At 68.7% G+C, this 18,426-nt stretch carries 15 protein-coding genes and 2 pseudogenes; 9 read left to right on the top strand and 8 right to left on the bottom strand.

The window, feature by feature from the left end; all coding sequences use genetic code 11:
• The first annotated feature begins 50 nt into the window (after positions 1 to 50).
• From BO996_RS27670 to BO996_RS27650, 5 genes are all read left to right on the top strand, one after another.
• Complete coding sequence (locus tag BO996_RS27670) at positions 51 to 863, top strand: SDR family NAD(P)-dependent oxidoreductase (RefSeq protein WP_083571205.1); 813 nt, start codon at positions 51 to 53, stop codon at positions 861 to 863.
• 109 nt (positions 864 to 972) lie between these two features.
• On the top strand, positions 973 to 2,649 hold the full coding sequence (locus BO996_RS27665; protein ID WP_071956900.1) for a VRR-NUC domain-containing protein: 1,677 nt from the start codon (positions 973 to 975) through the stop codon (positions 2,647 to 2,649).
• Positions 2,646 to 5,000, top strand: coding sequence for a helicase C-terminal domain-containing protein (locus BO996_RS27660; RefSeq protein WP_071956899.1), 2,355 nt, complete (start codon positions 2,646 to 2,648; stop codon positions 4,998 to 5,000). Before BO996_RS27665 ends, BO996_RS27660 begins: the two co-directional genes overlap by 4 nt.
• A gap of 67 nt (positions 5,001 to 5,067) precedes the next feature.
• Positions 5,068 to 5,421, top strand: coding sequence for an energy transducer TonB (locus BO996_RS27655; RefSeq protein WP_012207609.1), 354 nt, complete (start codon positions 5,068 to 5,070; stop codon positions 5,419 to 5,421).
• Positions 5,422 to 5,487: 66 nt separating this feature from the next.
• Positions 5,488 to 5,877, top strand: coding sequence for a VOC family protein (locus BO996_RS27650; RefSeq protein ID WP_012207608.1), 390 nt, complete (start codon positions 5,488 to 5,490; stop codon positions 5,875 to 5,877).
• A 33-nt stretch (positions 5,878 to 5,910) separates the two neighbouring features.
• Here BO996_RS27650 and BO996_RS27645 read toward each other — a convergent pair whose 3' ends face one another.
• Positions 5,911 to 7,695, bottom strand: a complete 1,785-nt coding sequence (locus tag BO996_RS27645) for a monovalent cation:proton antiporter-2 (CPA2) family protein (RefSeq protein WP_071956898.1) — start codon at positions 7,693 to 7,695, stop codon at positions 5,911 to 5,913.
• Positions 7,696 to 7,971: 276 nt separating this feature from the next.
• Here BO996_RS27645 and BO996_RS27640 point away from each other — a divergent pair.
• The 4 genes and pseudogenes from BO996_RS27640 to BO996_RS27625 form a co-directional block, all read left to right on the top strand.
• Positions 7,972 to 8,685 (top strand): annotated as a pseudogene (locus tag BO996_RS27640) (ABC transporter ATP-binding protein); the annotation flags it as partial.
• A gap of 5 nt (positions 8,686 to 8,690) precedes the next feature.
• Positions 8,691 to 9,542 (top strand): ABC transporter permease, encoded by an 852-nt coding sequence (locus tag BO996_RS27635; RefSeq protein ID WP_071956896.1) that lies wholly within the window; start codon positions 8,691 to 8,693, stop codon positions 9,540 to 9,542.
• Positions 9,543 to 9,547: 5 nt separating this feature from the next.
• A complete protein-coding gene (locus tag BO996_RS27630; protein ID WP_065347664.1) occupies positions 9,548 to 10,363 on the top strand; it encodes an ABC transporter permease in 816 nt (271 codons plus the stop codon).
• A 335-nt stretch (positions 10,364 to 10,698) separates the two neighbouring features.
• Entirely contained in the window at positions 10,699 to 11,169 is a 471-nt protein-coding gene (locus BO996_RS27625) for a RidA family protein (RefSeq protein WP_012207603.1), read from the top strand.
• A gap of 23 nt (positions 11,170 to 11,192) precedes the next feature.
• On the opposite strand, the gene BO996_RS27620 is transcribed toward BO996_RS27625, so the two are convergent.
• The 7 genes and pseudogenes from BO996_RS27620 to BO996_RS27595 form a co-directional block, all read right to left on the bottom strand.
• Complete coding sequence (locus tag BO996_RS27620) at positions 11,193 to 11,402, bottom strand: oxidoreductase-like domain-containing protein (RefSeq protein WP_013800552.1); 210 nt, start codon at positions 11,400 to 11,402, stop codon at positions 11,193 to 11,195.
• Between the two features lie 97 nt (positions 11,403 to 11,499).
• Entirely contained in the window at positions 11,500 to 15,765 is a 4,266-nt protein-coding gene (locus BO996_RS27615; protein ID WP_071956895.1) for an IPTL-CTERM sorting domain-containing protein, read from the bottom strand.
• Between the two features lie 29 nt (positions 15,766 to 15,794).
• Positions 15,795 to 16,178, bottom strand: coding sequence for a phage tail protein (locus BO996_RS27610; protein WP_232240562.1), 384 nt, complete (start codon positions 16,176 to 16,178; stop codon positions 15,795 to 15,797).
• Positions 16,179 to 16,211: 33 nt separating this feature from the next.
• Positions 16,212 to 16,337 (bottom strand): annotated as a pseudogene (locus tag BO996_RS29910) (phage tail protein); the annotation flags it as partial.
• Positions 16,338 to 16,365: 28 nt separating this feature from the next.
• Complete coding sequence (locus tag BO996_RS27605) at positions 16,366 to 16,866, bottom strand: phage tail protein (RefSeq protein WP_013800555.1); 501 nt, start codon at positions 16,864 to 16,866, stop codon at positions 16,366 to 16,368.
• A gap of 18 nt (positions 16,867 to 16,884) precedes the next feature.
• A complete protein-coding gene (locus BO996_RS27600; RefSeq protein WP_013800556.1) occupies positions 16,885 to 17,406 on the bottom strand; it encodes a phage tail protein in 522 nt (173 codons plus the stop codon).
• Positions 17,403 to 18,245: a GNAT family N-acetyltransferase gene (locus BO996_RS27595; RefSeq protein WP_071956893.1), complete on the bottom strand. Its 843-nt coding sequence runs from the start codon at positions 18,243 to 18,245 to the stop codon at positions 17,403 to 17,405. The genes BO996_RS27600 and BO996_RS27595 overlap by 4 nt, the downstream gene beginning before the upstream one ends.
• Positions 18,246 to 18,426 lie beyond the last annotated feature (181 nt).

Here is an 18,426-nt window from a genome sequence, read left to right as displayed (position 1 = left end):
GTTCTGCAATTTGGTTGTACCATGCAACCAAATTGCGAAGGAACATCGCCATGGACATGCAGCAGCGTCAGTTGGAACTGGCCGGCCCCCTGCCGGCCCTTGCACCATCGGGGCGGCTCCGGGGGCGTGTCTGCCTGGTGGTGGGCGCCACCAGCGGCATAGGCCGGGCCACCGCCTTGCGCATGGCCGAGGAGGGCGCCGCCGCCGTGGTGGTCACGGGGCGCCGCCGTGAGCTGGGCCTGCAGCTGGAGCAGGAAATCCGGCAGCGGGGGGCGGACGGCCTTTTCCTGGCCTGCGATGCAACGCGGCAGGAGGACATGGCGGCGGTGGTGGAGCAGGCCGTGGCGCGCTTCGGGCGGCTGGACGCGGCCTTCAACAATGCAGGCTTCCAGGAGCGGCGCGCCGCGCTGGCCGAGCAGGATGATGCGGTCTTTTCCCAGGTCTTCGATACGAATGTGCGTGCGGTCTTCCACGCCATGCGCCATGAACTGGCGGCCATGCTGGCCACGGGCGGCGGCACCATCGTGAACAACACCAGCGTCAGCGGCATACGCAATCCCAACCCGGGCCTGTCGCTGTACGGCGCCTCCAAGGCGGCGGCCCTGTCGCTGACCCGCGCCGCCGCCATGGAGTACGCGCCGCGCGGCATCCGCATCAATGCCGTTGCCCCTGGCCGCGTGGTCACGGACATGATGCTGGGCTCGGGCATTGCCGACATGCATGCCGTGGCGGCGGGCCTGCCGCTGCGGCGCATGGGCCATCCGCAGGAGGTGGCCACGGCCGTCGTCTGGCTGATGTCGGACGAGGCGGCTTTTGTGGTCGGGCACTGCCTGGCGACCGATGGCGGCTTCCTGGCCGGATGAGCCTGCCCGGGGCAAGTCCGTTGCGCGAAGTGAGCACTACCGGGTTTGATATGATGACTGTATAAAGATACAGTTTTCGAGCGGCCTGGCTGCCCGATCTGCCAGGCCCATGCTCCCTCCCCACCGCTTCTACTACCTGCACAACTTCCAGCGCGCGCTGGACTGGATTGGCCAGCGTTACGGCGATCTGCTGGACGCGCCCGAGCAGGCATTCCTCACCCGTTTCACGCAGCTGCCCCAGCCCTCGCAGGCGCTGATGGTGCGTTTGCTGATGCGGCGCGGGCCGTGGTTTCGGGCCGGCAAGCTGGTGTATGAAGAGATTCCCGGCATTGCCGAGGCAGCCGCGCCCCTGCTGGAGCTGGGCTGGCTGGACGCGGACCACCCCATGGCGCTGGAGGAGCTGTTTGCGCTGCACACCAAGCCCGAGCTGCTGCAGCTGTTCGCAGGCGCACCCGTTCACTCAGGCCTGCGCAAGGCCGAGCTTTTGCAGGCCCTGCAGCCCCTGCATGAGGCGCCCAGGCCCTATGCGCAATGGCAGCCCCAGGGCGCCGCAGCCGGCGAAGCCGCCTGGCGCGTGATGGTGGGCGCGCTGTGCGAGCGCTTTCGGCTGATGTTCTTCGGCAATCTCTACCAGGACTGGTCGGAATTCGTGCTGGCCGACCTGGGCGTGTTCCGCTACGAGGCCGTGGCCTTCGATGCGGCGTCGCGGGCCTTCCAGTCGCGTGCCGATGTCGATGGCTACCTGGCCCTGCAGGCCTGCCGCGCGGCGCTGGATGAGGGCGTGGAGATGGATGCGCTGCTGCAGCAGGTGGCCGGCTGCGCCAGCGGCAATGCCTGGCTGGAGCAGCGCCGCGCCAAGGTGCTGCTGCGCATAGGCCAGGCCTGCGAGCGCATGCAGGACTGGGAGCGTGCCGAGCAGGCCTATGCGCAAAGCCGCTACCCCGGCGCCCGCCACCGGCGCATGCGCGTGTACGAGCGCATGGAGCGCTTTGCCGATGCCATGGCGCTGGCCCAGGCCGCCCAGGCCCAGCCCGAGAGCGACGAGGAACTGCAGCGCGTGGCGCGCATGCTGCCGCGCCTGCGCCGCAGCCTGGGGCAGGGCGCGCGCGGGCGTGCGGCGGCGCTGGCGCCCGTGGTGGCGCAGATGCGCATGGACGTGGAGCTGGAACTGCCGGCGCGGCCCAGCTCCGTCGAGTACGTGCTGCGCGACCACTGGCACAGCGACGCCGCGCCGGTGTTCTACGTGGAGAACGCGCTCATCAACTCGCTGTTCGGCCTGCTGTGCTGGCCGGCCATCTTCGCGCCGCTGCCGGGCGCTTTCTTCCACCCGTTCCAGAGCGGCCCGGCCGACCTGTCCGCACCCGACTTCGTGCAGCGCCGCGCAGCCTTGTTCGAGGAATGCCTGGCGCATCTGGACGATGGCAGCTGGCGCGAGGTCATCGTGCAGCGCCATGCCGACAAGCAGGGCCTGCAGTCGCCCTTCGTGTTCTGGGGCACGCTGAGCGCGCCGCTGCTGGCGCTGGCGCTGGACTGCATTCCGGCCGCCCACCTCAAGCTGTTCTTTGCGCGGCTGCTGCGCGACGTGCAGGCCAACCGCACGGGCTTTCCCGATCTGGTGCGTTTCTGGCCGGCCGAGCGCCGTTACGAACTGGTCGAGGCCAAGGCCCCCGGCGACAAGCTGCAGGACAACCAGATCCGCTGGCTGCAGTACTGTGCCGAGCACGGCATTCCCGTGCGCGTGTGCCATGTCCAGTGGCGCGGCCAGCCGCTGGGAGAGGCCGCGTGAGCTACACCGTGGCCGTGCGCGCGCTGTGCGAGTTCACGGCACGCGCGGGCGACCTGGACCTGCGCTTCACGCCCGCGCCCAGCGCGCTGGAGGGCATGGCCGGCCACAGCCTGGTGCAGTCGCGCAGGGGCAAGGACTACGAGACCGAAATCAGCCTGGCCGGCGAATACGGCGACCTGCGCGTGCGCGGCCGCGCCGACGGCTTCGACGCCGGGGTTGGCCAACTCGAGGAAATCAAGACCTACCGTGGCCAGATCGAGGGCGTGCGCGCCCACCACCGCGCCCTGCACTGGGCCCAGGCGCGCATCTACGCCCATCTGCTGTGCCAGGCGCGCGGCCTGCAGCGGCTGCGCGTGGCCCTGGTGTATTTCAACGTGGGCAACTCGGAGGAAACCGTGCTGGTGCAGGAGGAAGACGCGGCCACGCTGCGCGCCTTCTTCGAGCAGCAATGCGCGCTGTTCCTGGACTGGGCGCGCAGCGAGGCCGCCCACCGCGCGGCGCGCGAGGCGGCGCTGGCCGCGCTGCGCTTTCCCATGCAGGGCTTTCGCGCCGGCCAGCGCGAGCTGGCCGTGGCCGTCTACCGCGTGGCGCGCGCGCAGCAGGGCGGCCAGTGCCTGATGGCGCAGGCGCCCACGGGCATCGGCAAGACGCTGGGCACCATCTTCCCCATGCTCAAGGCCATGCCGGACCAGGGCCTGGACCGGCTGTTCTTCCTCACGGCCAAGGGCACGGGCCATGGCCTGGCGCTGCAGGCGCTGGCCAGCGTGAACCGGCAGATCGCCGAGCAGCATCCGCCATTGCCTGAGGAGCCGGATGCGCCACAACCGCTGCCCTCGCCACCCGCGCCACCCGCAAGGCTGCGCGTGCTCGCCATCCTGGCGCGCGACAAGGCATGCGAGCATCCCGACAAGGCCTGCCACGGCGACTCCTGCCCGCTGGCGCGCGGCTTCTTCGACCGCCTGCCCGCCGCGCGCGCCGCCGCGCTGCAGCAGGCGCCCTGGGACCCACCTGCCGTGCGTGCCGTGGCGCTGGCGCACGACATCTGCCCCTACTACCTGTCCCAGGAACTGGTGCGCTGGAGCGACGTGGTCGTGGCCGACTACCACTACTTCTACGACAGCGCTGCCATGCTGTACGCGCTCACCCAGGCCCAGCAATGGAAGGTGGGCGTGCTGGTGGACGAGGCCCACAACCTGCTCGAGCGCGCGCGCCGCATGTACACGGCCGAGCTGTCGCAGTTCGCACTGGCCGCCGCCCGCAAGTCGGCCACCGGTGCCGTGCGCAAGGCGCTGGACCGGCTCAGCCGCAGCTGGAGCGCGCTGAACAGGGAGCAGACCGCCAGCTACCAGGCCCATGAGGAAGTGCCCGCAGGCCTGCTGGGCGCCGTGCAGCGCGCCGTGGCCGCCATCGCCGACGCCAATGCCGACAGCCCCATGCTGCCCGGCGACCCGGTGCTGGATTTCTACTGGGAGGCGCTGCAGTTCATGGCGCTGGCCGAGCAGTTCGGCGGCCATGCGCTGTTCGATGTCCACCTGCTGCCCGGGCGCTCAGGTCCCCGTCGCACGCCGGCCTCCACGCTGTGCATACGCTGCGTGGTGCCCGCGCCCCACCTGGCGGCACGCCATGCGGCGGCCCATGCCTCGGTGCTGTTCTCGGGCACGCTGAGCCCGCCGCACTTCTACCGCGACATCCTGGGCCTGCCCGAAGGCACGCACTGGCTGGAGGCCGACTCGCCCTTCCAGGCCGACCAGCTCGATGTGCAGGTGGCCGGCCACATCTCCACGCGCTACCGGGACCGCGACCGTTCGCTGCGGCCCATCGCCGACCTCGTGGCCGCGCAGTACGCGCGCCGGCCCGGCAACTACCTGTGCTTTTTCAGCAGCTTCGACTACCTGCAGCGCGTGGCCGAATGCCTGCAGCGCACCCATCCCGATCTGCCGGTCTGGCTGCAGACCCCGTCCATGGACGAAGAGGGTCGCGCGGCCTTCCTGGCCCGCTTCACCGAAGCCGGTCAGGGCGTGGGCTTTGCCGTGCTGGGCGGGGCGTTCTCCGAGGGCGTGGACCTGCCCGGCAAGCGCCTCATCGGCGCCTTCGTGGCCACGCTGGGCCTGCCCCAGGTCAATCCCGTGAACGAAGAGATGAAGCGCGCCATGGACCGCCAGTTCGGCGCGGACAAGGGCTATGACTACAGCTACCTCTACCCGGGGCTGCGCAAGGTGGTCCAGGCCGCAGGCCGCGTCATCCGCAGCGAGCGCGACCGCGGCGTGGTCTTTCTCATCGACGACCGCTATCGGCGCGGCGAGGTGCAGGCGCTGCTGCCGCGCTGGTGGCAGGTGGAGGGCATGCGATGATCCGGGGCCGCACCAGTCCACGACTGGCATCCCGTCCCCATCCCGTTCCCATCCAGGAGCCTTCCGAATGCCCCGCATGCGCTGCGCCATCCTTGCATTGACCCTGGGCCTGCTGGCCGGCGGCCCGGCTGCGGCAGGCGTGGTGCAGCCTGTGCCTGACAGGCAGGCCAGCGAGAACAAGATGCCGGCCTATCCCAAGGAAGCCAGGCGGCTGGAGCAGGAAGGCAAGGTGGTGCTGCGGGTTCTGGTGGGCGCCAGCGGAAAGGCACTGGCCGTGGATGTGGCAGACAGCAGCGGCTATCCTCTGCTCGACCAGGAGGCGCTGGACGCCGTGCGGACGTGGCGCTTTGTCCCCGGCACGCGCGACGGCGTGCCGGACAGCATGTGGACGCGCGTGCCCGTCACCTTCCTGCTGAAATAGCGGCATGCCGGTGGTGGCAGGTTTGTACCCGGTGCGTGCCCTGCGCAGCGACACAAGGAGCATTCCATGAAGATCGTCATCACCAGCGTGCTCGTCGATGACCAGGACAAGGCCCTGGCCTTCTACCGCGACGTGCTCGGCTTCGTCCTCAAGCACGACATTCCCATGGGCGGCGACGCGCGCTGGCTCACCCTGACATCGCCCGGTGATGCCGATGGCGTGGAGCTGCTGCTCGAACCCGACATGCACCCGGCCGCCAGGCCGTTCAAGACCGCTCTGCATGCCGACGGCGTGCCGGCCACCTTCTTCGGCGTGGACGACGTGCAGGCCGAGTACGAGCGCCTGAGCGCGGCCGGCGTGCGCTTCACCAGGCCGCCGACGCATCTGGGGCCGGTCACGATTGCGGTGTTCGACGACACCTGCGGCAATCTCATACAGATCAACCAGCGGCATTGAGCGGGGCCTGCGGCCCCTGCGGCCCTTTCGCGCTCAGTCCCTGGCGGTGGGCTTGTCGTGCCGGGGCGGATCGATGCGTTCGATGTTGCCCAGCAGCAGTGCGCGCCCCGCAAAATTGCCGCCGGCGGTCTCCAGCGCAAAGCGCTCGGTGTCGCGGCCGCGCACTTCGGCCTCCAGCGTCTGGGCCTCGTCCTCGGTGGCGCCCAGGGCCAGCACGGCATGGCGGCCCATGAGCAGGGCGGACTCGAAGCTTTCGCGCACGACATGGTCGGCGTCCTTCTGGATGAGCTCCAGCGCGTGCTCGCGGTCATAGGCGCGCACGATGAGGCGGGCGTGCGGGCATTCGTGGCGCACGTTCTCCACGATGCGCGTGGCGGCGGCCTTGCTGTCCACGCAGACCAGGATGGCGCTGGCATGGCTGGCGCCGGCAGCATGCAGGATGTCGGCGCGCGCGCCGTCGCCGAAGTAGACCTTGAAGCCGTAGGGCTCGGCGTTGCGGATCACGTCGGGGTCGTTGTCGATGATGGACAGCTTGGCGCCACGGGCCAGCGGCCCCTGGCTGGCGATCTGGCCCACGCGGCCGAAGCCGATGACCAGCACGTTGCCGCGCAGGTCCTGCGGCGCCTCCACGCCGTCCAGCGACACGGCCTCGGCGCCTGCCAGGCGCTTGTGCAGCACCACCACCAGCGGCGTGATGGCCATGGACAGCACGACGATGGCCGTCATGTTGGCATGCACCTCGGGGCTGAGCACCTTGAGCTTGAGCGCCTCGGCAAACAGCACGAAGGCGAACTCCCCGCCCTGGGCCATGAGGATGGCGCGGTCCAGCGCATCGGCATGGCTGCTGCGCGCCACGCGGGCCACGGCGTAGATGCACAGCGCCTTGCCCAGCATCAGCGCCACCACGCCCATGCCCACGATGCGCCAGTTCAGCGCCACCACCTCCAGGTTCAGCGCCATGCCCACGCCCAGGAAGAACAGGCCCAGCAGCAGGCCGCGGAAGGGCTCCACATCGGCCTCCAGCTGGTGGCGGAACGAGGATTCGGACAGCAGCACGCCCGCCACGAAGGCACCCATGGCCATGGACAGGCCGCCCATCTCCATCAGCAGGGCGGCACCCAGCACCACCAGCAGCGCGGCGGCCGTCATCACCTCGCGCGCCTTGGCCTTGGCCAGGATGCGGAACAGCGGGTTCAGCAGCCACAGGCCCGCGCCCACCAGCGCGCCCAGTGACAGCAGGGCCACGCCCGCGCGTTGCCACAGGGGTGAGGTGGCCACGGGCGCCGCATCGGCCGGAGCAAGAAAGGCCACCACGGCCAGCAGCGGCACGATGAGCAGGTCCTCGAACAGCAGGATGGAGACGATGCGCTGGCCGCGCGGCGCCAGGATGTCGCCACGCTCGGCCAGCACCTGCATGACGATGGCCGTGGAGGTGAGCACGAAGCCCGCGCCGCTCACGAAGGCCACCTGCCACGGAAAGCCGAAGGCCATGCCCACGCCCGTGAGCAGCAGCGCGCACACCACCACCTGCAGGCTGCCCAGCCCGAAGATCTGGCCGCGCAGATCCCAAAGGTGCGAGGGCTTCATCTCCAGCCCGATGACGAAGAGAAACATCACCACGCCCAGCTCGGCCACGTGCAGGATGGTCTGCGCGTCCGTCACCAGGCCCAGCCCGTAGGGGCCTATGGCCAGGCCAGCGGCCAGGTAGCCGAGCACGGCGCCCAGGCCCAGCCGCTTGAACAGCGGCACGGCCACCACGGCGGCCCCCAGCAGCGTGACGATTCCTACGAGCTGGCTTGCATTGCCTTCAGCTGCCATGTTGTGTTTCCTTTGTGCGTGCGTGCGTGCGGCAAGGCGGATTTCCATCCGCGAATTTGCGCGCAGGATAGCAAAGCCCGGTCCTGTGTAGAATCGCGCCCCCTCTGCGCCCCCTCACCGCCCAGCGCCATGCCTCAGATCCTCGTCCACGACCTCCGCAAGACCTACCGCATCCATGAACGCGACCCCGGCGTGATGGGCGCGCTGCGCGCGCTGGTGCGCCCGCGCCACCGCACGGTGCAGGCGCTGCAGGGTGTGTCGTTCGCGCTGGAGCGTGGCGAGCTGCTGGGCTTCATTGGGCCCAACGGCGCGGGCAAGTCCACCACCATCAAGATTCTGTCGGGCATCCTGCGGCCCGATGGCGGGCGCGTGGAGGTGGACGGGCGCGACCCCTTCGCCGACCGCCAGCGCCATGTGGGCCGCATCGGCGTGGTCTTCGGGCAGCGCTCGCAGCTGTGGTGGGACCTGCCCGTGGGCGATGGCTTCAACCTGCTGCGCGACCTGTACCGCGTCGATCCGCTGCGCTTTGCGCGCACCCGCGACGAGCTGGTGGCCATGCTGAGCCTGGAGCGCTTGCTGGACCAGCCCGTGCGCCAGCTGTCCCTGGGCCAGCGCATGCGCGCCGAGATCGCCGCGGCCCTGCTGCACGAGCCCGAGATCCTGTTCCTGGACGAACCCACCATCGGCCTGGACGCGCCCTCCAAGCTGGCCGTGCGCGAGTTCGTGCTGCGCGCCAACCGCGAGCGCGGCACCACGGTGCTGCTGACCACGCATGACATGCACGACATCGAGGCGCTGGCCCGGCGCGTCATCGTCATCGGCCATGGCCGCGTGCTGGCCGACTGCGCGGTCGATGCGCTGCGGGCCCAGGTCGTGGCGGCGCAGCGCGATGGCACGGTCGAAGGCGAGGGCGAGGGCGAGGGGCAGGACATGGCCATCGAGGCCGTGATCGCCCGCTTCTACGCCATGCATGGTGCCTCGGAGGTCTGAGCGCCATGGGACCGCACCACCGCCTGCGACACCTGCTGCGCCCCTACAAGGCCGCCTTCGCCTCGCGCTTTCTGCTGATGCTGCAGTACCGCACGGCCGCCTACGCGGGCTTTGCCACGCAGTGCTGGTGGGGCGCCATCAAGACCATGGTGCTGGCGGCGTTCTATGGCAGCGCCTCGGCATCGGCCGGCGCGCCCATCTCGCTGGAGCACGCCATCACCTACACCTGGGTGGCGCAGGGCCTGTTCGCGCTGCTGCCCTGGAGTGGCGACCCCGACGTGGCCCTGGCCGTGCGCACGGGCGCCGTTGCCTATGACCGGCTGCGGCCCGTGGATGCCTATGCGCTGTGGTTCGTGCGCTCGGCTGGCTGGATCGCCGCGCGCGTGCTGCCGCGCGTGGCGCTGATGGTGGCGTTTGCAGGGCTGGCCCTGCCGCTGATGGGGCTGGGCGCCTGGGGCTGGCAGCCGCCGGCCGGCTGGGCCGCAGGCCTGGGCTTTGCCGCATCCATGCTGCTGGCGCTGCTGCTGTCCACGGCACTGGTCATGCTGCTGAACGTTGCCGCCGCCGCCGCGCTCAATGAAAAAGGCATCAACACGCTGGCCGCGCCCGTGGTCATCGTGCTGTCGGGCAACCTGCTGCCGCTGGCGCTGATGCCCGATGCCTGGCAGACCGCGCTGCTGCTGCAGCCGCTGGCCGGCGTGATGGACATCCCTGCGCGCATCTACTTCGGACAGATGGCCGGTACGCAGATGCTGGCCTGCCTGGCGCTGCAAGCCCTGTGGATTGCCGTGATCGTGGCCCTGGGCCGCGTGGCCATGGCGCGCACCATGCGCGGCCTCGAAGTGCAGGGCGGGTGAGCGCCATGGCCAAGCAAAAAGGATCGCTGTCCATGTTCCTGCGCCTGGCGCTGGCCTCGCTGGGCGGGCAGGCGCGCTACCCGGCCTCGGCGCTGATGCTGACCCTGGGCCAGTTCCTGGTCACGGGCATCGAGGTCATCGCCGTCTGGGCGCTGTTCCACCGGTTTGGCGAGGTGCAGGGCTGGCGCATCGGCGAAGTGGCCGTGTTCTATGGCCTGGTGAACTGCATGTTCGCCCTGGCCGATGCGCTGGGCCGGGGCTTCGACGTGCTGGGCACGCAGTTCTTGCGCACGGGCGCCTTCGACCGCCTGCTGCTGCGCCCGCGCCCCGTGTGGCTGCAGCTCATGGGCCATGACGTGCGCATCAGCCGCCTGGGCCGCCTGCTGCAGGGCCTGATGGTGCTGGGCTTTGCCACGGCCCAGGGCGCCGTGGCGTGGACGCCGCAGGCCGTCGCCGTGGCGCTGTTCGCCGTGGCGGGTGGCGTGGCGCTGTTCCTGGGCATCCTGGTGCTGCAGGGTGCGCTCTCGTTCTGGACCGTGGAAAGCCTGGAGGCCGCCAATGTGCTGAGCTACGGCAGCGTCGAGGCCGCCCAGTACCCGCTGGCCCTGTACGCGCAGTGGTTTCGCCGCCTGCTGACCTTCGCCGTGCCGCTGGCCTGCGTGGCCTACTACCCGGCGCTGGCCGTGCTGGGCAAGCCCGACCCGCTGGGCGCACCAGCCTGGCTGGGCTGGGTCTCGCCGCTGGCCGGCTTTGCCTTCCTCTGGCTGGCCTCGGGCGCCTGGCGCATGGGGGTGAGGCATTACGCGTCCACGGGCAGTTGAAGCCGCCGCAGGCGCCGGTGCACCACAGGCTCTAGAGCGTGTCATGCACTTTTACGTGCCCGCGAAAGCCGGGAAAGGGGCCCGGAACGAGGCGTAGCACGCGCCGCGGTTGCCACACCGCAAGCGGGCTGCAACGAAGGGCCGGGCCCCTTTCCCGGCTTTCCCGGAGGGTTGGCTCTGCGCGCAGGCGCTCGCGGCGTTGCAGCGCTTGCCAAGGCATGAGCCTTGGCGGCGCACTGCGCCTTGCGATCACCAGCGCGCAGAACCAACGCGGGTACTTAAAAGTGCATGACACGCTCTAGACTGCGCGCTTGCCTTACTCCGGACACCAGACCATGACAGCAGATGAACGCTTCGCCCAGGCCGCCCTCGAGCTCGGCCACCGCTTCGATGGCGAGATCAAGATAGGCGGCAACTACAGCCCCGTCGTGCGCGACGGCCAGCAGCTGTTCGTCAGCGGGCAGATTCCCCGCGTGGGCGATGAAGTGCTCTATGTGGGGACGGTCGGCGCCGGGATCGACCTGGCATCGGCCAGAACGGCCGCCGCCATCTGCGCCATGCGCGCCCTGGCCTTCGTGCAGCGCGCGGCCGGCTCGCTCGATGCCGTGCGCGCCGTTGCACGCATCACCGTCTATGTGCGCTCGGCGCCCGATTTCACCCAGCAAAGCGAGGTGGCCGATGGCGCCTCCGACCTCATCGCCCGGGTGCTGGGCCCCGTGGGTGCCCACACGCGCACTTCGGTGGGCGTGCTGCAGCTGCCCAAGGGCGCAGCCGTGGAGCTGGACCTGATCGCCCGCGTGGACTGATCGCGCTACCCCTATCCCTATTCCTATCCCTGGCCCGCTGGCGTTTCGTTGCGCGCCTTCCAGGCCCGCAGCGCCTGGCGGTACTCGTCCATGGCCAGGTCATAGCTGTCGAAGATGCAGGGGTCGCAGCCATTGCCGCAGCAGGCGTCCAGGTCGGGCTGCTCGGGCGGCTGGGGCATGGGGTCGGCGGAGGCGGCGGGATCTGCGGAAACGGGAATCGGCGCGGTGGTCATGGGGGCGATTGTCTCGCGCCACGGGGCTTTCTGTAGAGCACCAAAAGCAAACCCGCGCTGCCGACATGCAGCAGCGCGGGTTGCTTGTTGACGCGTCTTAACGTCCGGTACGCTGCCTGCGCGCCATGCCCATGAAGCCGGCGGCTCCCGCCATCAGCGACAGCAGCAGCAGGCCCCAGCGGTCCAGCGTGGGGATGCTCTGCGCTCCTGCGGGGGCTCCAGGCAGGGCCAGGATGACGGGATCGACGAACTCGCCGTTGACCGTCTTGTCGTCATCGCGCAGGCCGCCGTCCACGATGGTGTAGCTGACCTGGTTGCCACTGATGGTGGGCGTGAAGGGCTGCCACTTGGGCGTTGCGGTGGCGTCGTACTTCATCAGCTGCGCGTTGGCGGGCACGGGGGACGCGAAGGTGAGGGTCACGGTCAGCGTGCTGCTGGGGGCGCACTGCTTGGCCGTGAAGTCCACGGCGGCCTGCGGGTAGGTGAACGCCGCCGGCAGCGGGCCCAGCGAGCCGGCCACGGCAGAAGGCGAGGTGAAGCTGGCCGCAGTCAGCGTGCAGGTGGGGCTGCTGTTGGCAATGCCCAGATCCACACCCGAGCCCGAGGCGCTTTGCCTGGCCTCGCGCGTCACCGTCACCACATAGGTTTTCTTGGTCGTGCCGTCCTGCGCCGTGACTTCGATGGACACGGTATTGCTGCCCACATTCAGCGCCACCGGGGTGGAGGCCGCTGCGCCGTTGACCAGGATCGTGGCGCCCGCATCGGCAGCGGTGGCTGTCACCGTGACGGTGCTGCTGGTGTTGGGCACGGTGGCCGTGTAGGCCAGGGTGCCTGCACCAAAGCCCGGTGCGAGCGTGCCGCTGCTCAGAGCCAGGGCGCTGAGGTCGGCGTTGGTGGAGTTCACCACCAGGGTGTAGCTGGTGCTGCCCGAGGTGAACGGAGCACCCGTGCCCGTGGAGGAGTCCGTGGCCGTGATGGTGAAGGTGAAGCTTCCCGCCGCGGTGGGCGTGCCGCTCAGAACACCGGTGCTGGCGTTGAACGTCATTCCGGTCGGCAGCGTGCCGCTGCTGGCGTAGGTGTAGGGCGCCGTGCCTCCGCTGGCAGTGAAGGTCTGCCCTGCATAGGCCGTGTTCAGCTTGGCAGCCGGCAGCGTGGAAGCTGCAGGCGTCAGCACCACCGTGGCTGCCGCCACGCTGCCACTGTAGGTGCGCTGGCCGCTGATGCTGCTGCTGTCGGTCGCCTGCACCGTGAAGCTGAAGGCCCCGGCCGCCGTGGGCGTGCCGCTGATCACCCCGGCGGGCGACAGCGACAGGCCTGTGGGCAGCGTGCTGCCGCCGGCCATTGCAAAGGTGTAGGGCGTTGCGCCGCCGCTGGCGGTCAGGGTCTCGCTGAACGAGACGCCTACCTTGGGCGTGCCGGCCAGCGTCGCGGGCGTCACCGTGATGGCCACATAGGTGAACTGGCCTGCCGCGCCGGTGGCGCTGGTGCCACCAGTCGTTGTGACGCGCACATCGACCGTGCCCGCCGATCCTGCAGGCGCTGTGGCCGTGATCTGCGTGGCGCTGTTGACCGTGAAGCCCGTGGCGGCCGTGCCGCCGAAGGTCACGGCCGTGGCGCCGGTGAAGTTCGTGCCGGTCAGGGTGACCGTGGTGCCACCAATCGAAGAACCGCTTGCGGGCGAGACGGAAGTCACCGTGGGCGCAGGCACATAGGTGAACTGGTCGGCCGCGCTGGTGGCGCTGGTACCGCCCACGGTGGTGATGCGCACGTCTACCGTGCCCGTGCCGGCAGGCGCGGTGGCCGTGATCTGCGTGGCGCTGTTGACCGTGAAGCCCGTGGCGGCCGTGGCGCCGAAGGTCACGGCCGTGGCGCCGGACAGGTTGGTGCCGGTCAGGGTCACCGTGGTGCCGCCCGCTTGTGGGCCGCTGGTGGGCGAGATGGAGGTCACCGTGGGCGCAGGCACATAGGTGAACTGGTCGGCCGCGCTGGTGGCGCTTGTACCGCCCGCGGTGGTGATGCGCACATCTACCGTGCCCGTGCCGGCAGGCGCTGTGGCCGTGATCTGCGTGGCGCTGTTGACCGTGAAGCCCGTGGCGGCCGTGGCGCCGAAGGTCACGGCCGTGGCGCCGCCCAGGTTGGTGCCTGTCAGGGTCACCGTGGTGCCGCCTGCCTGCGGGCCGCTGGTGGGCGAGATGGACGTCACCGTGGGCGTGGCCACGTAGGTGAACTGGTCTGCCGCGCCGGTGGCGCTGGTGCCGCCAGTCGTGGTGACGCGCACATCGACCGTGCCCGGCGACCCTGCAGGCGCGGTGGCCGTGATCTGCGTGGCGCTGTTGACCGTGAAGCCCGTGGCGGCCGTGCCGCCGAAGGTCACGGCCGTGGCGCCGGAGAGGTTGGTGCCGGTGATGACCACCGAGGTTCCTCCTGCGGCTGGCCCTGCCGTGGGCGAGACGGAAGTCACTGTGGGCGCGGCCACGTAGGTGAACTGGTCGGCCGCACTGGTGGCGCTGGTGCCGCCCACGGTGGTGATGCGCACGTCGATCGTGCCCGCTGCGTGGGCAGGCGCGGTGGCTGTGATCTGCGTGGCGCTGTTGACCGTGAAGCCTGTGGCGGCCGTGGCGCCGAAGGTCACGGCAGTGGTGCCGGAGAAGTTGGTGCCGGTGATGACCACCGAGGTTCCTCCTGCGGTGGGCCCTGCCGTGGGCGAGATGGAAGTCACCGTGGGTGCTGACACATAGGTGAACTGATCGGCTGCGCTGGTGGCACTGGTGCCGCCCACCGTGGTCACCGTCACATCGACCGTGCCAGCGCTGCCCGCGGGCGCAGTGGCTGTGATCTGGGTGTTGCTGTTGATGGTGTAGGTGGCGGTCGTGGCGCCGAAGCGCACGGCGCCGGTGCCTGGTGCTGCGGCGAAGCCGGTACCGGTGATGGTCACCGTGGTGCCGCCACCTGTGGGGCCTGCCGTGGGCGAGATGGAGGTGACCGACGGTGCCGCCACATAGGTGAACTGGTCGGCGGCACTGGTGGGACTGGTGCCGACGGAGTTGCTGACGCGGATGTCCACCGTGCCCGTTCCGGGCGGCGCCGTGGCCGTGATGCTGGTGGCGCTGTTGACCGTGAAGCCGGTCGCTGCCGAGGCGCCGAAGTTCACGCCCGTGGTGCCGATGAAGTTCGTGCCCGTGATGGTGACCGCCGTGCCGCCCGCCTGAGGGCCTGCCGTGGGCGCGATGCTGGTGATCGTGGGCGTTGCCAGGTAGCTGAATTGATCGGCCCCGCTGATGGCGCTGGTGCCGCCCGTCGTTGTGACGCGCACATCGACCGTGCCTGTACCCGCAGGCGAGGTGGCGGTGATCTGGGTGGCGCTGTTGACGACATAGCTGGCGGTTGTCGCGCCGAATAGCACGGCGGTGGCGCCGGACAGGTTGGTGCCGGTGATGACCACGCCGGTGCCGCCAGCCTGCGGGCCAAAGTTGGGCGAGACGGATGTCACCGTGGGCGCGGGCAGATAGGTGAACTGATTGGCTGCGGCAGTGACGCTGGTGCCGCCTGCCGTCGTGACGGTCACGTTCACCGTGCCCGATCCTGCCGGTGCCGTGGCCGTGATCTGGGTGGCGCTGTCGACCGTGAAGCTGGTCGCCGGCGTGCCGCCGAAGCTCACTGCGGTCACGATGGAGCTGCCGATCACGTTGGTGAAGTTGGCTCCGATGATGGTGACCGGATATCCGCCAGCGGCCAGGCCGCTCGTGGGCGACAGCGCCGTCGCCGTGGGTGTGGCAGGGGGGAAGGGGTCGACGGCCAGATCGTCGAAGGCGAAGTTGCCGCCTTCGCCAACCGTGGCATTGTTGGATACCCGTACTTCGTCCACATCCGCCAGCGCGCTCAGATCGATAGGGACGAATTGCTGCGTCATGGGAAACGTCTTGGTGACGGTCACGCTGGCACCGGACACGGGGCTGCCGCCGCGATAGCCCGTGAGTGTGAACTGGGTCATGGAGCCGTAGGCATGGATGCGCACCCGTGCGAGGCTGAAGCGGTCCGTGCCATTGGCCGCCTTGATGATGGCGTTGCCGTCAAGGGTGGCGGAGGTGATGGCGTCGCCGGACGTGATGATTCCCGGGCTGCCCGTCTGCAGGTCCGCTGCAGCGAAATAGGACCACTGGCCGGTGAAGCGAAGCCCGTTGTAGTCCGGGGCAACATCCGAGAAGGCGCCAGGCGCGGCTCCGGTCCCGAAGTCGATGATGGCCGAGTCCACTGCGGCATGGGCCGGAGCCGCCAGTGCCATCACCAACCCTATGAACCACGCAAACCACATGGACAGCATGCGTGAAGCGGACTTGGGCCTGGGGGTGTGGTTGGTGGGCATGGCGGGCAATGGCTGGAGGTGGAAGAACGTCAGGGCCTGACGGGGAATTCGCCGGACAGGCAGATGCAGAAATTCAGCGCCAGAACGGGTTGCATATTGCTGTGGGCCTGGTTGCCGCCGACGGGCAGCAGCGCTGTCGGCGCCATGGCCGAAGTGGCAGCTCCCGCTGCATAGGTGGGCCTGGCGCTGCCCCGGGGCGGTACGCCTTGCATGCCCTGCGCCAGCAAGTTGCCGCTGGGGATGGCCGCCGTGGCGCCGGCGCCCTGGGCGCTGATGCCGTGGCTGTGCGCCGGTATCTCCGCAAGGGTCAGCGTTTCGGTGGCTGTGCCCATGGTTTCACCGATGTCGCGGAAGCTCAGTCCAGGTCCCGTGCCGGCGCCCATGGCGGCCTTGCCCTGCAGATTGGGCAGCATGAAATTGGTGGTTCCGTTACCGCCGAACCGGTTTCCGATGATCGAAAAAAGCGCTGCATTCTGCTGTACCTGTATGGTCTGGCCTGCGCAAAAGGCCCAGTTGACAGGAGCGAAGGAGAAGCCGAATGCGCGGACCTCGCCGTAGAAGGGATCTGCCATATGGATGTTTCCTTGTGGGGAGGCTTGTTCAGTTGCGGGGCGGGAAGATCCCGGAGCTGGCGATGCACCAGTTGATGACCAGCGAGGGCTGCATGTTCTGATGAGGCTGGCTGCCGCCGCTGATGTCCACGGCGGTGGCAGCCATGAAGGAATTGGTGGGCGCGCCATAGGCAGACAGGCCATTGGCGGCCTCGGCCATCACATTGCCGCCGGGGACATTGGTGGTGGCCACCGCAGCGCTGGACAGCAGCTGGTGTGTGTGCTGGGGCATCTGGCTGGGGGTCAGCGTGACGTTTTCCGTACCGTCGATCAAGCCGAGCACAACGCCGCCGCCGTATCCAATGGGCGCGCGACCACGCAGATCGGGCAGGCCGAAGTTCGTCGAGCCATTGCCGCCGTATCGGTTGCCCAGCAGCGCAAACAAGGCCTGGTTCGTACTGATCGGCAGAATCGCTCCGTTGCACAGCAGCCAGCCCCTTGGGACCTGGCCAAAGGCGAATGCGCGGATCTCTCCGAGAAAGGGTTCCATGAAGTGCTCCTGTCCGTGCTATGTGAAGCTGGGGAAGATGCCCAAGAGGCAGATGATGTAGCTCAGCACCAGGCTGGGCATGACGTTGTTGTGCGGCTGCCCGCCGCCGACGATCTGCACCGAGCTGGGTCCCAGGGTGGCGGCAGTCGTGGCGGGTGAGGGGGCGTAGAGGTTGAACCCCGTGACGGCTGCCGGTACCTGCTGTTGCGGCTTGCTGGTGCTGGCGGCGCCGGCCGCCGAGAACGGGTGGGTGTGCCCGGGCAACTGGCTGATGTTCAGCGTTACGTCTTCCGCACCCATCTGCTGGCCCAGAAGGCGGTTGCTCCCGCCCGGCAACTGGCCTTGGCCAATAGGAAGTCGGCCCTGCAGGTTGGGCAGTGCGAAGTTGGTGACGCCATCGCCGCCATAGGTGGTACCCAGCAGCACGAAGAGTGCTTCGTTCTCGCTGATGGCAACCAGCCTGCCGTCGCACAATGCCCAGTTCTGGGGGGCAAAGTTGCCCGCAAAAAGACGGATTTCTCCAATATATGCCTCGCTCATGGCGTCTCCTCCTCCTTGATCGACGTGTTCATGCGTGTGATGAGTGCCTGGTAGCTGGTTTGCCCCGGCTCCGCATCCACGACGGGCCCCAGGAACAGAGCAAAGCGTCCCAGGCGTTCGTGGGAAAGCAGGTAGGTGTCGTGGGTCGGGCGGCCGATGTCAGGCCCCTTGAAACGCAGCGAGCAGCGCGAGGCCAGCAATCCCTGCGTGACCGTGGCCTTTTCCAGGCGCAGCGACACGGGCGCGGCACCGGGGCGCTGCAACGCGAAATCGGTGCCGACCAGGCCGGTGAAATCCTCAAGGCCTGGCATGCGCGAAGGCTGCGGCGCGCGGCGCATATACCAGTACACGCCGCGATCGGCTTCGGTGACAAAGCCCAGGCGCTGGTAGTGACCGAGGATGGGGTTGTTCTTCTCCACATGCAGGCCCAGGTCAATGCCCAGGGCATCTGACTCATCCGTCAAAGCCTGCAGCAACTGCTGCCCCACGCCCTGGCGACGGTGCCTGGGAAGCAGGGCGATATCCACCACGCGGATTTCCTGCGGGCTGCGGTCCACATACAGCCGGCCCGCTATCTCGCCATCGCGCAGCACCAGATCGAAACTGGGGTTGGCGTAGGCCGTCGAATACTGGGTGTGCTGCGCCATGAACTGCTGGCGAATGAAGGCATTCCATTGCTCCTCGGGCCAGCCGAATTGTTCGCGCTCCTGCTCGCGTGTGGAGGCGAAGATGGCCAGGAGAGCGGCTTCGTCGCCGGAACCAATGGGTTGAAGCGCCAGCGCACCGCAGGATTCGGCGTGAGGGCTGCGGAGACTGGTATGGGCAGGCGCAGTGCTCATGAATGGAAATCGACTGGAAACGCAGGAGTTCCAGTCGGGAATAATTGAAAAGAGTTGTTAAATCATAGGCAGGTTTTGCAAAGGATTGTCAAATTTCTTTGAGAAAGGATTTTCAATATGCCAGGAAATTCATGCGGAAGATGAGTGTTCCCATAGGGAAGGATCTGAATCGATTGATATT

This window comes from Delftia sp. HK171 (assembly GCF_001886655.1).
GTDB classification, from domain to species: Bacteria; Pseudomonadota; Gammaproteobacteria; order Burkholderiales; family Burkholderiaceae_C; genus Comamonas; species Comamonas acidovorans.
Note: the sequence above shows the minus strand (reverse complement) of the source record. Positions and strands in the feature narration are given on the sequence as shown.

Bases quoted from the DNA above. Each gene is read 5' to 3' on its own strand.
- BO996_RS27625 (WP_012207603.1), top strand. From the start codon at position 10,699: ATGACAGCAGATGAACGCTTCGCCCAGGCCGCCCTCGAGCTCGGCCAC.
- BO996_RS27635 (WP_071956896.1), top strand. From the start codon at position 8,691: ATGGGACCGCACCACCGCCTGCGACACCTGCTGCGCCCCTACAAGGCC.
- BO996_RS27630 (WP_065347664.1), top strand. From the start codon at position 9,548: ATGGCCAAGCAAAAAGGATCGCTGTCCATGTTCCTGCGCCTGGCGCTG.
- BO996_RS27665 (WP_071956900.1), top strand. From the start codon at position 973: ATGCTCCCTCCCCACCGCTTCTACTACCTGCACAACTTCCAGCGCGCG.
- BO996_RS27610 (WP_232240562.1), bottom strand. From the start codon at position 16,178: ATGCTGCCCAATCTGCAGGGCAAGGCCGCCATGGGCGCCGGCACGGGA.
- BO996_RS27645 (WP_071956898.1), bottom strand. From the start codon at position 7,695: ATGGCAGCTGAAGGCAATGCAAGCCAGCTCGTAGGAATCGTCACGCTG.
- BO996_RS27670 (WP_083571205.1), top strand. From the start codon at position 51: ATGGACATGCAGCAGCGTCAGTTGGAACTGGCCGGCCCCCTGCCGGCC.
- BO996_RS27650 (WP_012207608.1), top strand. From the start codon at position 5,488: ATGAAGATCGTCATCACCAGCGTGCTCGTCGATGACCAGGACAAGGCC.
- BO996_RS27605 (WP_013800555.1), bottom strand. From the start codon at position 16,866: ATGGAACCCTTTCTCGGAGAGATCCGCGCATTCGCCTTTGGCCAGGTC.
- BO996_RS27600 (WP_013800556.1), bottom strand. From the start codon at position 17,406: ATGAGCGAGGCATATATTGGAGAAATCCGTCTTTTTGCGGGCAACTTT.
- BO996_RS27595 (WP_071956893.1), bottom strand. From the start codon at position 18,245: ATGAGCACTGCGCCTGCCCATACCAGTCTCCGCAGCCCTCACGCCGAA.
- BO996_RS27615 (WP_071956895.1), bottom strand. From the start codon at position 15,765: ATGCCCACCAACCACACCCCCAGGCCCAAGTCCGCTTCACGCATGCTG.
- BO996_RS27620 (WP_013800552.1), bottom strand. From the start codon at position 11,402: ATGACCACCGCGCCGATTCCCGTTTCCGCAGATCCCGCCGCCTCCGCC.
- BO996_RS27655 (WP_012207609.1), top strand. From the start codon at position 5,068: ATGCCCCGCATGCGCTGCGCCATCCTTGCATTGACCCTGGGCCTGCTG.